Source organism: Bradyrhizobium sp. USDA 4502, from assembly GCF_054063355.1.
The window spans coordinates 4,610,068-4,624,901 of the sequence record NZ_JBSSGF010000001.1 but is presented as its reverse complement, the minus strand read 5'-3'; the positions used below and the strand labels follow the sequence as shown (position 1 = coordinate 4,624,901).

General features: G+C 58.4%; 15 protein-coding genes. 10 read left to right on the top strand and 5 right to left on the bottom strand.

Annotated elements, in window-relative coordinates; genetic code table 11:
* Positions 1-3 precede the first annotated feature (3 nt).
* The 4 genes from ACVW1B_RS21545 to ACVW1B_RS21530 are packed head-to-tail and all read left to right on the top strand — an operon-like array spanning position 4 to position 3,534.
* The gene (locus ACVW1B_RS21545; RefSeq protein ID WP_456822208.1) at positions 4-573 is read left to right on the top strand and encodes an acyltransferase; all 570 of its coding nucleotides are present in this window, start codon (positions 4-6) and stop codon (positions 571-573) included.
* Positions 563-1,414 carry a class I SAM-dependent methyltransferase gene (locus ACVW1B_RS21540; RefSeq protein ID WP_456822207.1) on the top strand — a complete coding sequence of 284 codons (852 nt, stop codon included), beginning with the start codon at positions 563-565 and terminating at the stop codon, positions 1,412-1,414. Before ACVW1B_RS21545 ends, ACVW1B_RS21540 begins: the two co-directional genes overlap by 11 nt.
* Before the next feature lie 3 nt (positions 1,415-1,417).
* On the top strand, positions 1,418-2,347 hold the full coding sequence (locus ACVW1B_RS21535) for an NAD-dependent epimerase/dehydratase family protein (protein WP_456822206.1): 930 nt from the start codon (positions 1,418-1,420) through the stop codon (positions 2,345-2,347).
* 11 nt (positions 2,348-2,358) lie between these two features.
* Complete coding sequence (locus tag ACVW1B_RS21530) at positions 2,359-3,534, top strand: glycosyltransferase family 4 protein (protein WP_456822205.1); 1,176 nt, start codon at positions 2,359-2,361, stop codon at positions 3,532-3,534.
* 29 nt (positions 3,535-3,563) lie between these two features.
* On the opposite strand, the gene ACVW1B_RS21525 is transcribed toward ACVW1B_RS21530, so the two are convergent.
* Positions 3,564-4,790, bottom strand: a complete 1,227-nt coding sequence (locus ACVW1B_RS21525; protein ID WP_456822204.1) for a hypothetical protein — start codon at positions 4,788-4,790, stop codon at positions 3,564-3,566.
* 376 nt (positions 4,791-5,166) lie between these two features.
* Between ACVW1B_RS21525 and ACVW1B_RS21520 the strand changes: the two genes are divergently transcribed.
* On the top strand, positions 5,167-5,424 hold the full coding sequence (locus tag ACVW1B_RS21520) for a hypothetical protein (RefSeq protein ID WP_456822203.1): 258 nt from the start codon (positions 5,167-5,169) through the stop codon (positions 5,422-5,424).
* Between the two features lie 338 nt (positions 5,425-5,762).
* Here ACVW1B_RS21520 and ACVW1B_RS21515 read toward each other — a convergent pair whose 3' ends face one another.
* A complete protein-coding gene (locus ACVW1B_RS21515) occupies positions 5,763-6,002 on the bottom strand; it encodes a hypothetical protein (protein WP_456823102.1) in 240 nt (79 codons plus the stop codon).
* On the opposite strand from ACVW1B_RS21515, the gene ACVW1B_RS21510 reads away from it, so the two are divergent.
* Genes ACVW1B_RS21510 through ACVW1B_RS21500 form a run of 3 tightly spaced genes read left to right on the top strand, consistent with a single transcriptional unit; the run spans position 5,955 to position 8,596 of the window.
* Positions 5,955-7,016 (top strand): Gfo/Idh/MocA family protein, encoded by a 1,062-nt coding sequence (locus ACVW1B_RS21510; protein WP_456822202.1) that lies wholly within the window; start codon positions 5,955-5,957, stop codon positions 7,014-7,016. The genes ACVW1B_RS21515 and ACVW1B_RS21510 overlap by 48 nt on opposite strands.
* The gene (locus ACVW1B_RS21505; RefSeq protein ID WP_429037121.1) at positions 7,013-7,480 is read left to right on the top strand and encodes an acyltransferase; all 468 of its coding nucleotides are present in this window, start codon (positions 7,013-7,015) and stop codon (positions 7,478-7,480) included. Before ACVW1B_RS21510 ends, ACVW1B_RS21505 begins: the two co-directional genes overlap by 4 nt.
* An 18-nt stretch (positions 7,481-7,498) precedes the next feature.
* A complete protein-coding gene (locus ACVW1B_RS21500) occupies positions 7,499-8,596 on the top strand; it encodes a DegT/DnrJ/EryC1/StrS family aminotransferase (protein WP_456822201.1) in 1,098 nt (365 codons plus the stop codon).
* Positions 8,597-8,625: 29 nt separating this feature from the next.
* Here ACVW1B_RS21500 and ACVW1B_RS21495 read toward each other — a convergent pair whose 3' ends face one another.
* The gene (locus tag ACVW1B_RS21495; protein ID WP_456822200.1) at positions 8,626-9,156 is read right to left on the bottom strand and encodes an HAD-IIIA family hydrolase; all 531 of its coding nucleotides are present in this window, start codon (positions 9,154-9,156) and stop codon (positions 8,626-8,628) included.
* A gap of 184 nt (positions 9,157-9,340) precedes the next feature.
* Between ACVW1B_RS21495 and ACVW1B_RS21490 the strand changes: the two genes are divergently transcribed.
* Positions 9,341-10,690 (top strand): hypothetical protein, encoded by a 1,350-nt coding sequence (locus ACVW1B_RS21490; RefSeq protein ID WP_456822199.1) that lies wholly within the window; start codon positions 9,341-9,343, stop codon positions 10,688-10,690.
* 271 nt (positions 10,691-10,961) lie between these two features.
* Positions 10,962-11,894, top strand: coding sequence for a glycosyltransferase family 2 protein (locus ACVW1B_RS21485; RefSeq protein ID WP_456822198.1), 933 nt, complete (start codon positions 10,962-10,964; stop codon positions 11,892-11,894).
* Positions 11,895-12,136: 242 nt separating this feature from the next.
* Here ACVW1B_RS21485 and ACVW1B_RS21480 read toward each other — a convergent pair whose 3' ends face one another.
* Positions 12,137-13,597, bottom strand: a complete 1,461-nt coding sequence (locus ACVW1B_RS21480; RefSeq protein WP_456822197.1) for a hypothetical protein — start codon at positions 13,595-13,597, stop codon at positions 12,137-12,139.
* A 120-nt stretch (positions 13,598-13,717) separates the two neighbouring features.
* Positions 13,718-14,767, bottom strand: a complete 1,050-nt coding sequence (locus tag ACVW1B_RS21475) for a rhamnan synthesis F family protein (RefSeq protein WP_456822196.1) — start codon at positions 14,765-14,767, stop codon at positions 13,718-13,720.
* Positions 14,768-14,834: the final 67 nt, after the last annotated feature.

Here is a 14,834-nt window from a genome sequence, read left to right as displayed (position 1 = left end):
CTGATGAATCTCGACTATTGCCTGCAACGACTCGTGGGACGGGCAACCTGCCGTCTTGAAGCTGGTGCAAAATTGATGCGGACAGCACGCATCCGCAACATTCGTGGCGACAGCGATCGAATCGTCGTCGGAGATAACAGTATTATCCGCGGGGAGTTGATGACCTTCGCGCATGGTGGAGAGATCAGGATCGGGAAGTGGTGCTACGTCGGCGAGGGAACCCGGATCTGGTCGGCCGGCTCGATCGAGATCGGCAACCGCGTCCTGATCTCGCATTCGGCCAATGTTTTCGACAATCTCACGCACCCGCTGCGGGCGGCCGAGCGGCACAGACAGGTCCAGCAGATTTTCACCCGTGGACATCCGAACGATATCTCGCTTGATGAGGGGCCGGTCAAAATCTGCGATGATGCCTGGATCGGCGCGGGTGCGATGGTCTTGCGCGGTGTGACGGTAGGTGTGGGCGCCATCGTCGCTGCCGGCGCTGTCGTGACCAGGGATGTCGCGGCGTTTTCGATCGTTGCGGGCAATCCGGCCGTATTGGTGAGGGAGCTTGGGCCCGATGAACGGTGAGCGCAAGTTTACCACCTGGGAGGACGCGGTGGTCTGGCTGCGCAATCAGCCGGACCAGCGCCAGCTTGTGCTCGATGCATTCTACGACGATCCGTTGGCCGGCGCTGCGGAACGCTATTTCCGGAGCTCCGAGTGGCAGGCGGTCGCTTCGCTGCTGGCCGGCCGGTCCGGCACCGCGCTCGACGTGGGCGCCGGTCGCGGCATCGCGAGCTACGCGCTCGCCCGAAGCGGCTTTGCCGTGAGAGCGCTTGAGCCGGATCCCAGCGCGATCGTCGGAGCGGCGGCGATCCGGGATCTGGCAGCGCGGACGCAACTGCCGATCCGGGTGGTCGAAGAGTTTTCCGAGCGGCTGCCGTTCAACAATGCGACGTTCGATCTCGTCTTTGCCCGCGCCGTGCTGCATCACACGCGCGATCTCGAGGGGGCGTGCCGGGAGATATTTCGCGTTCTGCGGCCCGGTGGCTTGCTGATCGCGGCGCGTGAGCATGTCATCAGCAAGGAAGCGGACCTTCCCCGGTTCCTCGCGCAGCATCCGTTGCACCACCTCTACGGGGGCGAGCATGCCTTCCTGCTCGATCGCTACACCGGCGCGCTGACCGCCGCAGGCTTTTCCGCGATCGACACGCTGGCGCCGCTGCAAAGCCCGATCAACCTGTTTCCCTATACACTGGAGACCCTGAAATCGGCGATCGTGACCAGGTTGACGCAAAAGGTTCCGGTCGCGCCACTGTGGCGAACCGCGTTTGCGTCACGTCTTGTGTTCGGTTCGCTGCTGTCGATGGCCGAACGTTTCGACAATCGACCGGGCCGGCTCTACTCCTTTGTCTGTCACAAGGCCTGAGCGATGATCGTCTGGGTCACAGGCGCGAATGGGTTCATCGGCCGCCATCTTGTGCATGAGCTGGCGGGAGCGGGCCATGTGGTGCACGGCGTCGGGCACGGCGCACTCGATGCAGCGGAATCCCGGCGGCTTGGTTTGCAGAGCTGGATCAACGGTGAAATCGACGCCGCCAATCTCAACGCGCTCGCGGCCGCGCACGGGCTACCGGCGCAGATCTTTCATCTGGCTGGCGGATCGTCGGTCGGCATCTCGATGGAGCGGCCGTTCGAGGACTTTTCGCGGACCGTGGCGAGCACCGCGCGGCTGCTCGAATGGCTGCGCGGATCCGCGCCGAACTGCGCCGTGATCGCGGCGTCCAGTGCGGCCGTCTATGGAGCCGACCATGTCGGCCCGATCGCTGAAAGCGCGATCGCAACTCCGATGTCGCCCTATGGGCAGCACAAGTTGATGATGGAGCAATTGTGCGGGAGCTACGCGCAGTCGTTTGGCATCCGCTGCACGATCGTGCGGCTGTTCTCGGTCTATGGACCCAATTTGCGCAAGCAACTGCTCTGGGACACCTGCTCGCGGCTGGCGGCCAAGGAGCAGGTGCTCACGCTTGGCGGGACGGGCAACGAAATCCGCGACTGGACCGACGTGCGTGATGTCGCAAGGCTGCTCGCAAGCGTCGCAACACCGTCGTCGCAGGCGGCCTTTCGGGTCATCAATGGCGGGTCGGGCCGCGGGACCAGCGTTGCCGATATCGCAGCCGGTCTCATCCGGCAGTGGGGCGGCCATACCGTTGTGCGGCACTCGGGCGTAAGCCGGCCTGGCGATCCCGTGAGCCTGTTGGCCGACGATGCCGTGCTGCGTCAGATCGGGTTCGATTGGCGCATTCCGCTCGATCAGGGCCTTGCCGATTACGTGGCCTGGTTCAAGGGGCAGGCTTCGTGACGCCCCGCCCATTGCGGTTCGCGTTCAGTCACATTTCGCGACGGCTCTGGGCCGGCGGCTACAATTATCAGCGCAATCTGTTTGCGGCGCTTGCCAGGTTTCTGCCCGGCGAATTCGTGCCGATTGTCTTTGCCGGGAACAGGGCCGAGGAGAATGAACTCGCGGAGCTTGCCGCGATACCGGGTGTCGAAGTCGTTCGATCGGAAGCATTCGATGGACAGCCAGGGTTGGCCGCGGCACTCGGGTTTGGTCTGGATCGCGGAGCCGCGGCGGCGTTTCGAGGCGCCGGGATTGATGTCGTCGTCGAATCGGCACGTTTCTTTGGTTGGCGGCTCCTTCATCCGGCCGTCGCATGGATTCCTGATCTGCAGCACCGCTCGCTGCCGAAACTGTTTCCAGCGACGGCGCGCTGGCGCCGCGAGCTTGGCTTTCGCATGCAAATTGCTTCGGGCCGAACCATCATGCTGAGTAGCGAGAGCGCGCTGCGTGATTTCAGGGCCTACTATCCAGGCGCAAGAAACCAGGTTTGCGTCGTTCGCTTCGCGACCCAGCCGCCGGCCGCGTTCCTGAACACCGACCCGTCGGAAGTGATCACGGCATATAATCTGCCGGCGAACTATTTCTACCTGCCCAATCAGTTCTATCGCCACAAGAACCACCAGCTCGTCGTCGACGCCTTGACGATCCTGAAGGAGCGGGCGGTCGACGTGGTGATCTGTGCATCCGGCAGCAAGGAAGATCGACGCGAGCCGGGTTATTATGGTCTGGTCAACTCCGAGATCCAGAAGCGCGGCCTTGAAGCGCAGTTCCGCCACCTCGGCGTTATCCCGCTGCCGCATGTCTACGCGCTGCTGCGCGCGTCAACCGCACTGATCAACCCATCGCGCTTCGAGGGCTGGAGCACGACCGTCGAGGAGGCGAAATCGTTTGGCGTTCCGATGATCCTGTCTGACATCGACGTGCATCGGGAGCAGACCGCGGGGTGCGCCCGCTATTTCGGCGTCGACGATCCGGTCGCGTTGGCGGACCACCTGATACAGGCCGCGCAGGAAGCCCACGGACCCATCATTCGGAACGTCGTCCCGCACCAGGACGACAATGTCAGCGCGTTCGCAGCAAGTTTTGCGGAGACAATACGACAGGCCGTTGCGGAGAATGTTGATAATCCACTCGCAACGCGGAAGTGAACGTTTGAGCTGCAATCGAATGAGGACCTTCAAGGTACCCTGGCAGCCGGCTCTGCGCTAGCACCAGATTCAATGCGCGCGACAATGCCTCTTGCGCTCGCTGCACATCCCAGTGCAGCGAAGAGACAAAGATCGCGACTAATCCGTCCATAAGACAACGAGAGTAGAAGCGAAAACGTGAGCGCGCAGACCGCGAATTGGATCTGCGGTGGCCTCCTTGTGAGAGGCAACGTGGGTGCAATGGCGAGGAATGCCAGCAGCACCAGGGCGAGTCCCGCGGGCCAGCCGAATTCGATCGTGGTCTGCAGGAAAGAATTGTGCACGGGATGGTTTTTGATGCAACTCAGTTCGGCGAAGCCGTCGAGCCCAATGCCCACTGCCCCGGCACCGAGCAACAACTGCAAGCCTTCCTTAAGGAGTTCTTTCCGGATCGCAATCGAGTTGTCGACGTCGACCGACTTGCAGTCGTCGGAGGACAAGGCAATCGCCGTGGCAGCCCGGCTGAGAAAGGTCTGCGCGGTCGAATGCCTTATTGCCGCACCGGCGAGCGTCGATAACATCAATATGGTCGCGATAAGTAGTAAAGGTACGCGCTGCTTCCACGCCCCAATACAATTAATTACTAGTGTCATCAGCATGGCCAGGAGAGCAAAGCGGACCATTGAGGCTGCGAATACTATCGTCAACGGGGCTGCAAGAGTTGATACGAGAAGCGCTCTTCGGACCGTGAGGGGTCGGCTGATGGCCGCAAAGAGACCGAAGGACATGGTAATCACGAACTGGAGGGGAGCGGCATCGAATTCACCGAATACGAATGGCTTTCCATGTGGGTCGTCCCACTGTTCGATAAGCGCTGGGATCGTCGCAATGGCGCCGATGGTCGCAATTGATAGAGCGACCATTGCAATGCCATTGATCCGAGTGGTGCTCGTACTAGCGAGACGAGCGGCTGGATAAGCGGCAAGGGAGAGTGCCAGCAGTGTCGCCTCTTTCCCGTCAGGCAAGCCGTTGATCGTAAGCGAGATAGCTATCCATACCGCTAGGAACCCGAAGGCTACATCGCAGACGTTTGGAGCCACACGGCGCCAAGCGCTTGTGGCAACGATGGCAATGAGCGGCGCGACTATCAGGAAGGCTGTGGTCTTCGCGCCTGTTTGAAACAGTCCGTGGGCAATTACAGCCAGTGATCCGGCTGATAAGAGCCATCCAAGTAACGCAGAGCAATCCAGAAATGCGTTGAATCTCGATAGCATCATTCCGCGTCGCAAACGTTGATCTCGCAGCACTCTGCTGATGTCGCAAAAACGCGAAGCCTTGGATAGAGCGCGTTCCCCCAATCACAGTCGAAATCGACCTTCGCGAGCGATAAGCGGCGGATCTCAGTAATGGCGTCAGACTTGGATTACGAAAACATCAAGACTATCAGCAGAAATGCTCTAAAGGCGAGTAGCACGGGGGCGGCTCCATCCCTTCGACTGCAAGCGGCGGCATAACTGATGGTCCATTACCAAATGTCAGAAGCGGCGCTATCATCGCAGGGGAACTGTTCCAAAAATTCAACATCGGGTTGAATTTGTCACCCTTGCCGCAGGCCTTGGAGCATATGGTGCCGCACCTTTTTTGACGTGTCACATGCCGGATTTCAGCGCCATTGATTTGGACAAGCTCGACTTTCACCCGACATGGCCGGATGCCGACGTTCTTGATCTTGATTCAGTTTTCGATTGGGCTGCGCGGAACGCATACGCGATGCTTCTAGACCAACGCAAGACCTTGGCGGGGACTGCCAGCCGAATCAAGACCGTACGAGTACACGCGTTTGAACTAGGACGAAGGATTGACAGGCAATCAAATTGGGTTCTCAATCAAAAAGAGGTGAACGCCGCTTGATGAGAGTGTGGTCAAGGGACGCAGAGTATGTCTTTCTTCGGTATAGCTTTTTTCGCGTTGTTATTTCTGAGCGTCAGCGTTTGGATAGCATTCCGCTTGGGTTATAGCAAAGGGTATGAGCAGGGGCAGTACTCAATCGGTTGCCTATACGCAAACCGGCCCAAACCTTCCGACCATGAATCGCGCTCGACCGCAGCAGCCAACTCTGCCGAGGTCGCTTGAGCGAGCACTGAATGTATCTTCAATACGAGGTGTCCAAATCTAAGCCTAAGCACTTCGCGCCCACCCGATCGCCCAAGACTGTGGGCCGTGCCGGTTCCTCGACGCCTCGTTGATGGCTAGCGTTCAATCCCAGCGCTCGTTTGCTTGGGATTTCCGCTGGCTAATTCGTGGCGAAAACGGTTCCCGATATTTCGTCTGGCTCCCGAAAGGCTTGATTCAAAACGAGTTTTACGAATATTGAGAGCTTGCAAGCTTTGGGTGCGCCATGTACCCAAGTCTTTTGTGGCACCGAGCGAAAAGGTGGTTTGATGATCAGATTTGGCCTGCTCGGCTGCGGGCGTATCGCCAAGCGCCATTCCGATCTCCTGGGTGGCGATCACATCGAAGGAGCAAGCCTAGTCGCAGTGTGCGATCCCATCTGCGCGCGCGCAGATGGGATCGCCGGGAAGCTCGGCGTTGCGGCCCATTACGACATGGACGAATTCCTCGCGCGCAAGGACATAGATGCGGTTGCCGTGTTGACCCCGAGCGGGCTGCACCCCGCGCATGTGATCGCCTGCGCCAGGGCTGGCAAGCACGTCGTGGTCGAGAAGCCGATGGCGCTGCGGCTGCAGGACGCCGACGACATGATCCGGGCCTGCGACGAGGCCGGCGTCAAGATGTTCATCGTCAAGCAGAACCGCTTCAACGTGCCGGTGGTCAAGGCCCGCGAGGCACTCGATGCCGGCCGCTTTGGCAAGCTCATCCTGGGGACGGTCCGGGTGCGCTGGTGTCGCGACCAGACCTATTATGACCAGGACGATTGGCGTGGCACCTGGGCCTATGACGGCGGCGTGCTGACCAATCAGGCGAGCCACCATGTCGACATGCTGGAGTGGTTCTTCGGCGACGTGGTGAGCGTGCACGCGCGCGCGACGACGGCGCTGGCCAGGATCGAAACCGAGGATACGGCCGTCGCAACGCTGAAGTTCCGTAGCGGCGCGCTCGGGATCATCGAGGCGACCACCGCGGCGCGCCCGACCGATCTCGAGGGCTCGTTGTCGATCCTGGGTGAGAAGGGCACGGTCGAGATTTCGGGCTTCGCGGTCAACCAGATCCGGCACTGGCGCTTTGTCGACGAGTTGCCGTCGGACAAGGACGTCGTGGAGAAGTTCTCGGTCAACCCGCCCAATGTCTACGGCTTTGGCCATCAGGCCTATTATCACCATGTGGTCGATTGCTTGGAGAACCAGCGCGCCGCGCTGGTCGATGGGCTCGAGGGGCGTAAGAGCCTGGAACTGATCTCGGCCCTCTACGAGTCGATCGAGACCGGCGAGGAGGTTGCGCTGCGCTTCACGCCGCGGCTGAGCCGGCTGGGTGTCGTTTCGTGAACCGGCCGAACGTCCATCAGGCCGGCGTGCGCGATGTCGCGTTCGGCGAACGCGTCAAGCTCGTTGAGCCCTGCAATCTCTACGGCTGCAAGCTCGGCGACGATTGCTTCGTCGGCCCCTTCACCGAAATCCAGAAGGGCGTGACCGTCGGCGCGCGCACCCGTGTGCAATCGCATGCCTTCGTTTGCGAGCTCGTCACCATCGGCGACGACTGTTTCATCGGACACGGCGTGATGTTCGTGAACGATACGTTCTCCACCGGCGGCCCGGCGCGCGGACGCAAGGAGCTGTGGCGCGAGACTGTGATCGGCAACCGGGTGTCGATCGGCTCCAATGCGACGATCATGCCGGTCAGGATCGTCGACGATGTCGTCATCGGCGCCGGATCGGTGGTGACCAAGGACATTACGACGTCTGGCACCTATGCCGGCAATCCGGCGCGCCGGCTGCTGACGAGCCAATAGGGCAATAGGGGAATATCGATGGCGGTGCCGTATGCCGACCTGCAACTGCAATACCAGTCCATCAAGGGTGAGGTCGACGCTGCGATTGCCGGCGTGATCCGCAACAACGCCTTCATTCGCGGCAGCTACGTCGATGCCTTCGAGCGCGAATTCGCCGCGGCGGCCGAGGTCGCTCATTGTGTGTCCTGCGCCAACGGCACCGACGCGCTTTATCTTGCCATGCGGGCGCTGAAGGTGAAGCCGGGCGACGAGGTGATCACGACGGCGCATTCCTGGATCTCGACCGCGGCGATGATCACCCATTCCGGTGCCACCGTCGTATTCTGCGACACCGATGACGCGACGTTTACGATCGATCCGGCGGCGATCGAGGCCGCGATCACGCCGCGCACGGTCGGCATCATCCCGGTGCATCTCTATGGCCAACCCGCGGATATGGACGCGATCATGGCGATCGCGCAAAAGCACAAGCTGTGGGTGATCGAGGACTGCGCCCAGGCCCATCTCTCGCGCTATAAGGGCCGCATGGTCGGCACGTTCGGCGAGGCGGCGACCTATTCGTTCTATCCCGGCAAGAATCTCGGCGCGATGGGCGATGCCGGCGCCGTCGTCACCAACGACGCGCTGCTCGCCGAGCAGATGGCCATGCTGGCGCGTCACGGCGGGCTGGTGAAGCACCAGCACCATATCGAGGGCATCAACAGCCGGCTCGACGGCGTGCAGGCCGCGATCCTTTCGGCGAAGCTGCCGCATCTCGCCGCATGGACCGAGGCCCGACGGGCCGCCGCCGAGGTCTACGACGCCGGCCTCAACCAGATCGAGGATGTCGTGGTGCCGGAGGTCGCGTCGGCGCGCAGCCACGTCTACCACCTCTACACGATCAAGCATCCGCGCCGCGACGCGCTCGCCGCGCACCTCAATGCAAATGGCGTCCAGACCGCGATCAACTATCCCAATGCGCTGCCGTTCCTGCCGGCTTACGCGCGGTTCAATCACCGGCCGGAGCAATTCCCCAATGCGCATCGCGATCAGGGCCGCATTCTCTCGCTGCCGATGTTCGCCGAGATCACGCGCCGGCAGCAGGACGAGGTGATCGAGCTGATCCGGAAGTTCTGATCGCGATCGCGGCCTCGCGCCTGCATTTTTCAGCTCCCGAACAGCAGAGGCTTCAGGAACAGCTCCAGATTGGGGCCTGAGAACAGGTATCCCTTCAGACCAGCCGTGCGAGCCGCCTCGAGATCCCTCGGCTGGTCACCGACCAGGAAGCTTCGCTCAAGATCGACCGGAAAGCGCTCCAGCAAATCATTGATCATGCCCGGCGCGGGTTTGCGGCGATGGCTGTCCTGCCGATACTGCTCTACGATCCCGTCAGGATGGAAAGGGCAGTATTCGAAGGCGTCGATATGGGCGCCGATCTTGCCGAGCTCAGCCGCCATCCAGTCATGGAGCCGCCGGACGTGCGCTTCTTCATAAAGACCTCTCGCGACGCCTGACTGGTTGGTCACGACAAACGCAAAGTAGCCCATGTCGTTGGCAGCCTTCACGGCCTCGCGCGCGCCTTCGATCCAAACCAGTCTATGGCTTTCGAAAAGAAAACCGATGTCTTCGTTCAGGACGCCGTCCCGATCGAAGAAAACGGCGGGTCGTCGTGCTTGGCCAATAAGAGAGCTGCTCATCGGGCTTGAGGCATTCGTTTGATCGAACGGCGAACAGGCATTCCGCCGGTATTCAATCGCACAATCCGCCGCGCCGCAACACGGTTGCGGGCAGCCCGGTCCGTTCCCGATGGGGATACTCTCCTTCCGACCCGGGATTGAAATAGCGTGATCTCTGAATTAACAGATTTGGGTCGCGCAGGCTGTGTCTGCGGTTGTCGTCTCCCACACGTCAGGTCTGCCCTTGCTGGAAGAACATTCGTTCCGTTTCCGTGGTACCTGTATCGTTCTGCTCATCGCGCTTGTCGCGACCTGCTGCGTTTCCCTGATCGTGTTCGCGACCACCGCGGCGGCAATCCCGTTCGATCCCGCGGTCTTTCATGTATTTTTCACCCCTCAACGGCTGGCGAATGCCGCCCTGGTCGTTTCGGGATTTGCGCTGATCGGAGTCGGCTTCATTTTTGCACCCGCGACAATCGGCTACTATGTGGGCATTTATCTCTACGCGATGGTTTTGAGCTTTCTCTGGCTCAATTGCTTTAGCGATCTTGACTACAACCATACGCTCGCCGGCATATCGGCCTTCTTGTCCGGCGTCCTGTTCCTGCTGCCGGTGTTGTTTTGGACGCGTCCGCTTTCAATCGACTTTCGCCTTTCCTTGGTGGCGTTTGACAAGCTGCTCGTCGTATTGCTCTGCTTCGCATCAGTGGTCATCGTTGCGGGAGCGCGTTACAGTTTTAGTTTTGTTGCGATCGACGAAATGGCTGCGGCCCGAGAGAATTTGGCTACGCCCAGGGTACTTAACTATCTCCTCGCGATGATGATCAGCAGCCTCCTTCCGTTTGCTTTCGCGGGCCTTGTAGCACGCAGAAAGCATATGCTCGCTGCGCTCGCAATCGTCTTGCAATTCTTGCTATACCCCATAACGCTCAGCAAGCTTGCGCTATTTGCGCCATTCTGGTTGATCTTTCTTCTGTTACTCATCAAGATCTTCGAGTTTCGGCTGGCCGCGATAATATCGCTTCTGTTGCCTATGCTGGTTGGGCTTCTCGCAGTTCTCTTGATCGGAGGCAGAGCAGGGCTGCCGTTCTCAATCATCAATTTTCGTATGATCGCTGTTCCGGCCGTCGCGCTTGATGTCTACAATCATTTTTTTTCCAGAAACGACCTAACATATTTTTGTCAGATCTCGGTCGTCAAAGCCGTCCTAAGTTGTGCTTACGATGCGCAGCTGTCCGTCATAATGCAGCAGCACTATCGGCTCGGTAACTTCAACGCCTCGCTATTCGCTACCGAAGGTATCGCGTCCGTCGGGCCATGGCTCGCTCCGCTTGTTGTCCTGGGATGCGGATTTGTCGTTGCTATCGGAAATCGGGTATCGGCGGGGCTTTCTCCAAGATTCGTATTGCTCTCCGGAGCTATGCTTCCCCAGGTATTTCTCAATGTTCCACTTACGGTAGCATTCGTTACGCACGGCGTGGCGCTGCTCTATCTGCTATGGCTCGTTACGCCGCGCGCGCTTCTCGAAGCTGAACCTGGAGCCGCTCACTCTTAAAAGGCTGCCGGCCCATCGCGCTTAGGTCAGCGACGTATTTGTCGAGAAGCAGATTGATCGGTGGAGCACACTGGGTGCGGTGAGGTGGATGTCGCAAGTAGGCGCCCTGCTAGAAAGGAACCCCAATTCGGCAAGATATTGCTCGCGTGAGCCGAGAGGGGAATGCTATATCGGGGAGGATTGTAGACCACTCAACCTCCGCTCGTCTCAATCTCCAATACCGCGGCGGCTCGCCGCGGTCGTCGTTGGGAATACTGGTTATTGATGCACGATGCCGCCCGGAAATCAGAAGATCGTCATACTGCTCGCTGCGTTCAACGGGGCAGCGCACATTAAAGAGCAACTGGCGTCCTTTGCTGCCCAGTCGCACCACGACTGGGAGCTCATTGTCTCCGATGATGGTTCAACTGATCGGACCGCGGATATCGTGCGAGAGTTTGCCCATTCGGTGCCGCAGCGAACAGATCTCATCAAAGGACCCCAAAAAGGGTTTTGGCAGAATTTTGTTTCGTTAGCTAAACGAGCGGAGATCTCCGGCGCGGAGTTATTCGCATTTAGCGACCAGGACGACATCTGGTTTCCCGACAAGCTCGAGAGGGCGGCCAAATGGTTTGCCACGGGCTCCTCCGACATACCGCGCCTTTATTTTACCAGAACCGAGCTTATTGACGAGGACGGCCGGCCCGCCGGGCTCTCGCCGTTGTTTCGGCGAAAGCCAAGTTTTCAAAATGCACTGGTGCAAAACATGGGCGGCGGAAACACAATGGTCATGAACAAGGCAGCCAAACGTCTGCTTGCCCAGGCGCCGGACGATGTTGATTTGATCTCCCATGATTGGTGGGCGTACCAGGTTGTGACCGGCGCAGGGGGGATAGCGTTTTACGACCCTGTGCCAAGCCTTCAATATCGGCAGCATGGAAATAACTTGATTGGCTCGAACAGAGGCTTTTGGCAACGGTATCTCAGAGCAACCGCGTTCGCGAACCGCCGCATGAAACGTTGGAACGAGGTCAATATTGCTACCCTGAACAAGATGCGCGGCTCGCTCTCGCCATCGGCCTTGTCGACCTTGGATGATTTCGCTGCGGCGCGACAGAGCGCGCTGCCGAACCGCATCTTTCTCTTGTGGCGGACAGGGGTATACCGTCAAAACATCCAGGAGACGATTGGACTTTATCTTGGAGCTATGTTGGGATTGATTTAGTAGGCGATTGATCGAAGTCGACGCTGCCGAGGGTATTTTGTTAATCACACGCACTACTCGGACGCGGTCGACAAGCCCGAGCAGCGGCACCGGTTCGCATTACGCGCGGATGGCTGCTGCCGGGCCCTCGGTGTAGAGCTGGATTTGAACTCTGGCCGGCGCGTGCGCGATTGTTGTCTACCCGGTGACTGTCCTGGCTGAACGACGCTCCGGACCTATTCTTCGAATCTCAAGCCGAAAGGTCAAATTAGCCGGCCCTCGTCCGCGCCAAATTGCAAGAAATGCTGCAACGGATCGACGTGCGCTGCCGCAACATCAAAATTTGCCGCCTCATAGTCATTTGTATTGAAGAATGTTGACGGATTGCGTCCTTCTTTCCAGCCAAACGTATCGTAGTGGCTTAACGGGTCGATGCCTGCCTTCGCGACGTCGGCATAAGTCGAGAGATACCACGTTACATCAAAGTAGGCGTTGGGATCGCGGCCTTCATGCCAGCCGTTCGTCTCGTAGTGCTCATATGCGAATGCAACCGGATCAGAGACGGTCAGAGCGGTCTTAGCCACGTCTGGATTGGATAAGAGATAGAACTCGGCGTCGAAGCTGCCGTGAGTAAAACTTGCGGATTGTCCAATTGCAGCAAAAGCCTGCCTTCCCTCGAATTGACCGTATTCTAGATAATGCTGTAGCGGGTCTATCCCCGCCGCTTTTACGTCAGGGTTACGCTGCAGATACAGCTCATTATCGAATCTCGCTGTTGCATCGCGTCCTTCTTTCCATCCAAAATTTTCAAAATGCTGGAGCGGGTTGATCCCGGCTTTAGCAACGTCGGGATTGGATGCGAGATAGCCTACGGTGGAGAAGAAGGCACTGGGGTCTCTACCCTCCTTCCACCCGAACTGGTTGTAATGTTGCACCGATGATACATGGGCGATCGATACGTCGGGGTTGTGTGCCGCATAATAGAATGGGTCGAGGAGGGGATCTCCATTAACACCAGAAACGACTGTTAGTCCCATGTCTTTAAAGATTGCAAGGTCAAGGTCGGAGATCGAGTAACGGGTACCAAAATAATATGCGATGCCATTCATCAAGTCCTGGCCGTCTCTTTCGGAAGCGTCGTTCCCGAGATGATAGTACTGCTCTCCGTTCTGAACGGTGGTAACCGAAACGGCTCCTCCATAGATCGCCTCAGCGTAATATCCGGTGAATGAAGCACTGCTCCCGCTAACCATCACCAGACGGTCCCAAGACGTTTCGTATGCGGGTAAGGCGCCCGACGAAGGGTCACGATACCCCACAATGCCTAAGCCATGGCCGATTTCGTGTGCGAGGACCGACAGCCCATCCGTATAGTTAGATGCTGGACTGGAGTTTGGATCCAACCAGAGCGTGGTTAGATAGACCGGATCGATATTGATAATCAGATCTGGAGAAGAACCGTTGTAATCGACCCCAGTTTGAAGCTCGTACGCCGTGCCAGCTTCATAAACGTCGCGAGCTCCATCAGCCCCAGCATATACGACGACACCAACGCCACCATTTGCACGCGTAGTGGGCGTGACGTTGACTTGGACATCAATTGTCCCGAGGCCCTGGATAAACTGTGACCATTCCGCGATCGCGGCGTTAGTGACAGCGATCAAGCTAGCGTCTTGAGACAGATGGCCTGAATCGCTCAACGTGACGGAGTATTTGAAGGTCATCAAAATCTCCTACACCTCGCCGCATCTCGGTGGAGGCCGCGTTCAAAACTCGGAACAAACGAAAACAGTCGTACCTGCAGTTGATATCCAAACGCAACGCCGAATAGAAATCAATATACTTCAGGTCTGTGAACGTGCCTGACGCGCATTTGCGCTTTGTCTCGGCTCGAGCGTGAGATGTCGTTGGATTATGGAAACATCGTGCGGAGTGTTCGACGTAACGAGTTCCGCCCATTGCGCGGTGCTCGGGATACTTGCGGGATTGGCTTTGAGAAGTTCCCGCTTGATGAATGGGCATTTGTAGTCCGTGATCAAAACGTCCCAGAAAAAGTGCATCGGGTTGAGGGGTCTACCCATCAACAAGAGCCTTCGCAGGCGCGTCTGGAATGCTTCAGTCGAAGGCACTGACGTTGTTGATCCAAACGCGCCCAAGCGATCCTTCACCGCCTCGGCAACGGACCAATATGTTGCGAGCGCTCCCGCGCGCATTTGTCGGCGCGACAAGGCCTGGGTCAACTCGATCTCACCATTTCGAATGACCCATCGTTTGTTGTTGACGTACGGGTATCTGCTCCAAAACGACTTGAACGTGCTTGATCGAAGGGCTTTGGAAAAGAACACTATAAAGAACGTCTGGAGATGGTAGCGCTGTTGCTCCCAAGAATCGACGATTCCCCAAAAGTCATATTTCGAGTCGTCAATCGCCGAGAGCGTTTCCGTCAACTTCCAAAGTGGCCCATAGATGCTGTCGTTCATCAGCGCCAGGGTGTCGATCTGATCGAGATCTCCAAGCGATGCTACGCCATCCTTGTAGGCGCCAAAATCGTAACCGATATTGTGTCGCCAGATAATGTCCTTGCAATAAGGCCGCACGATCTCCCGGCTTGCTTCCGGCAAATTGGGTGCGTTTGATACGAAAGTAACGCGAAAACCCGCCTCCACGAGCTCGCGAAGTTGATGGATATTGTAGTCGTGGATGGTGCCTTGTGGATCGAAATGAACGTAAATTGCCGCCCTCCGGGAATTGCAAAGAGGATCGTCTCCTCGGAGAGATTCTCGTACTGGTGATCTTCTGCGCACCAAGCGCGCCGTTGCTCCGATGGCTACATCTTGGATAACGATCAAGGGGGCCTGGACCAACCGCGCGAACGATTTCAGCTCCGCTGCCAAGGACTCTGTCGGTAGATACTTACGGGTTGATTGTGTCGCCAAAGGCGGTTTCCGGTGCCGGTTGTCT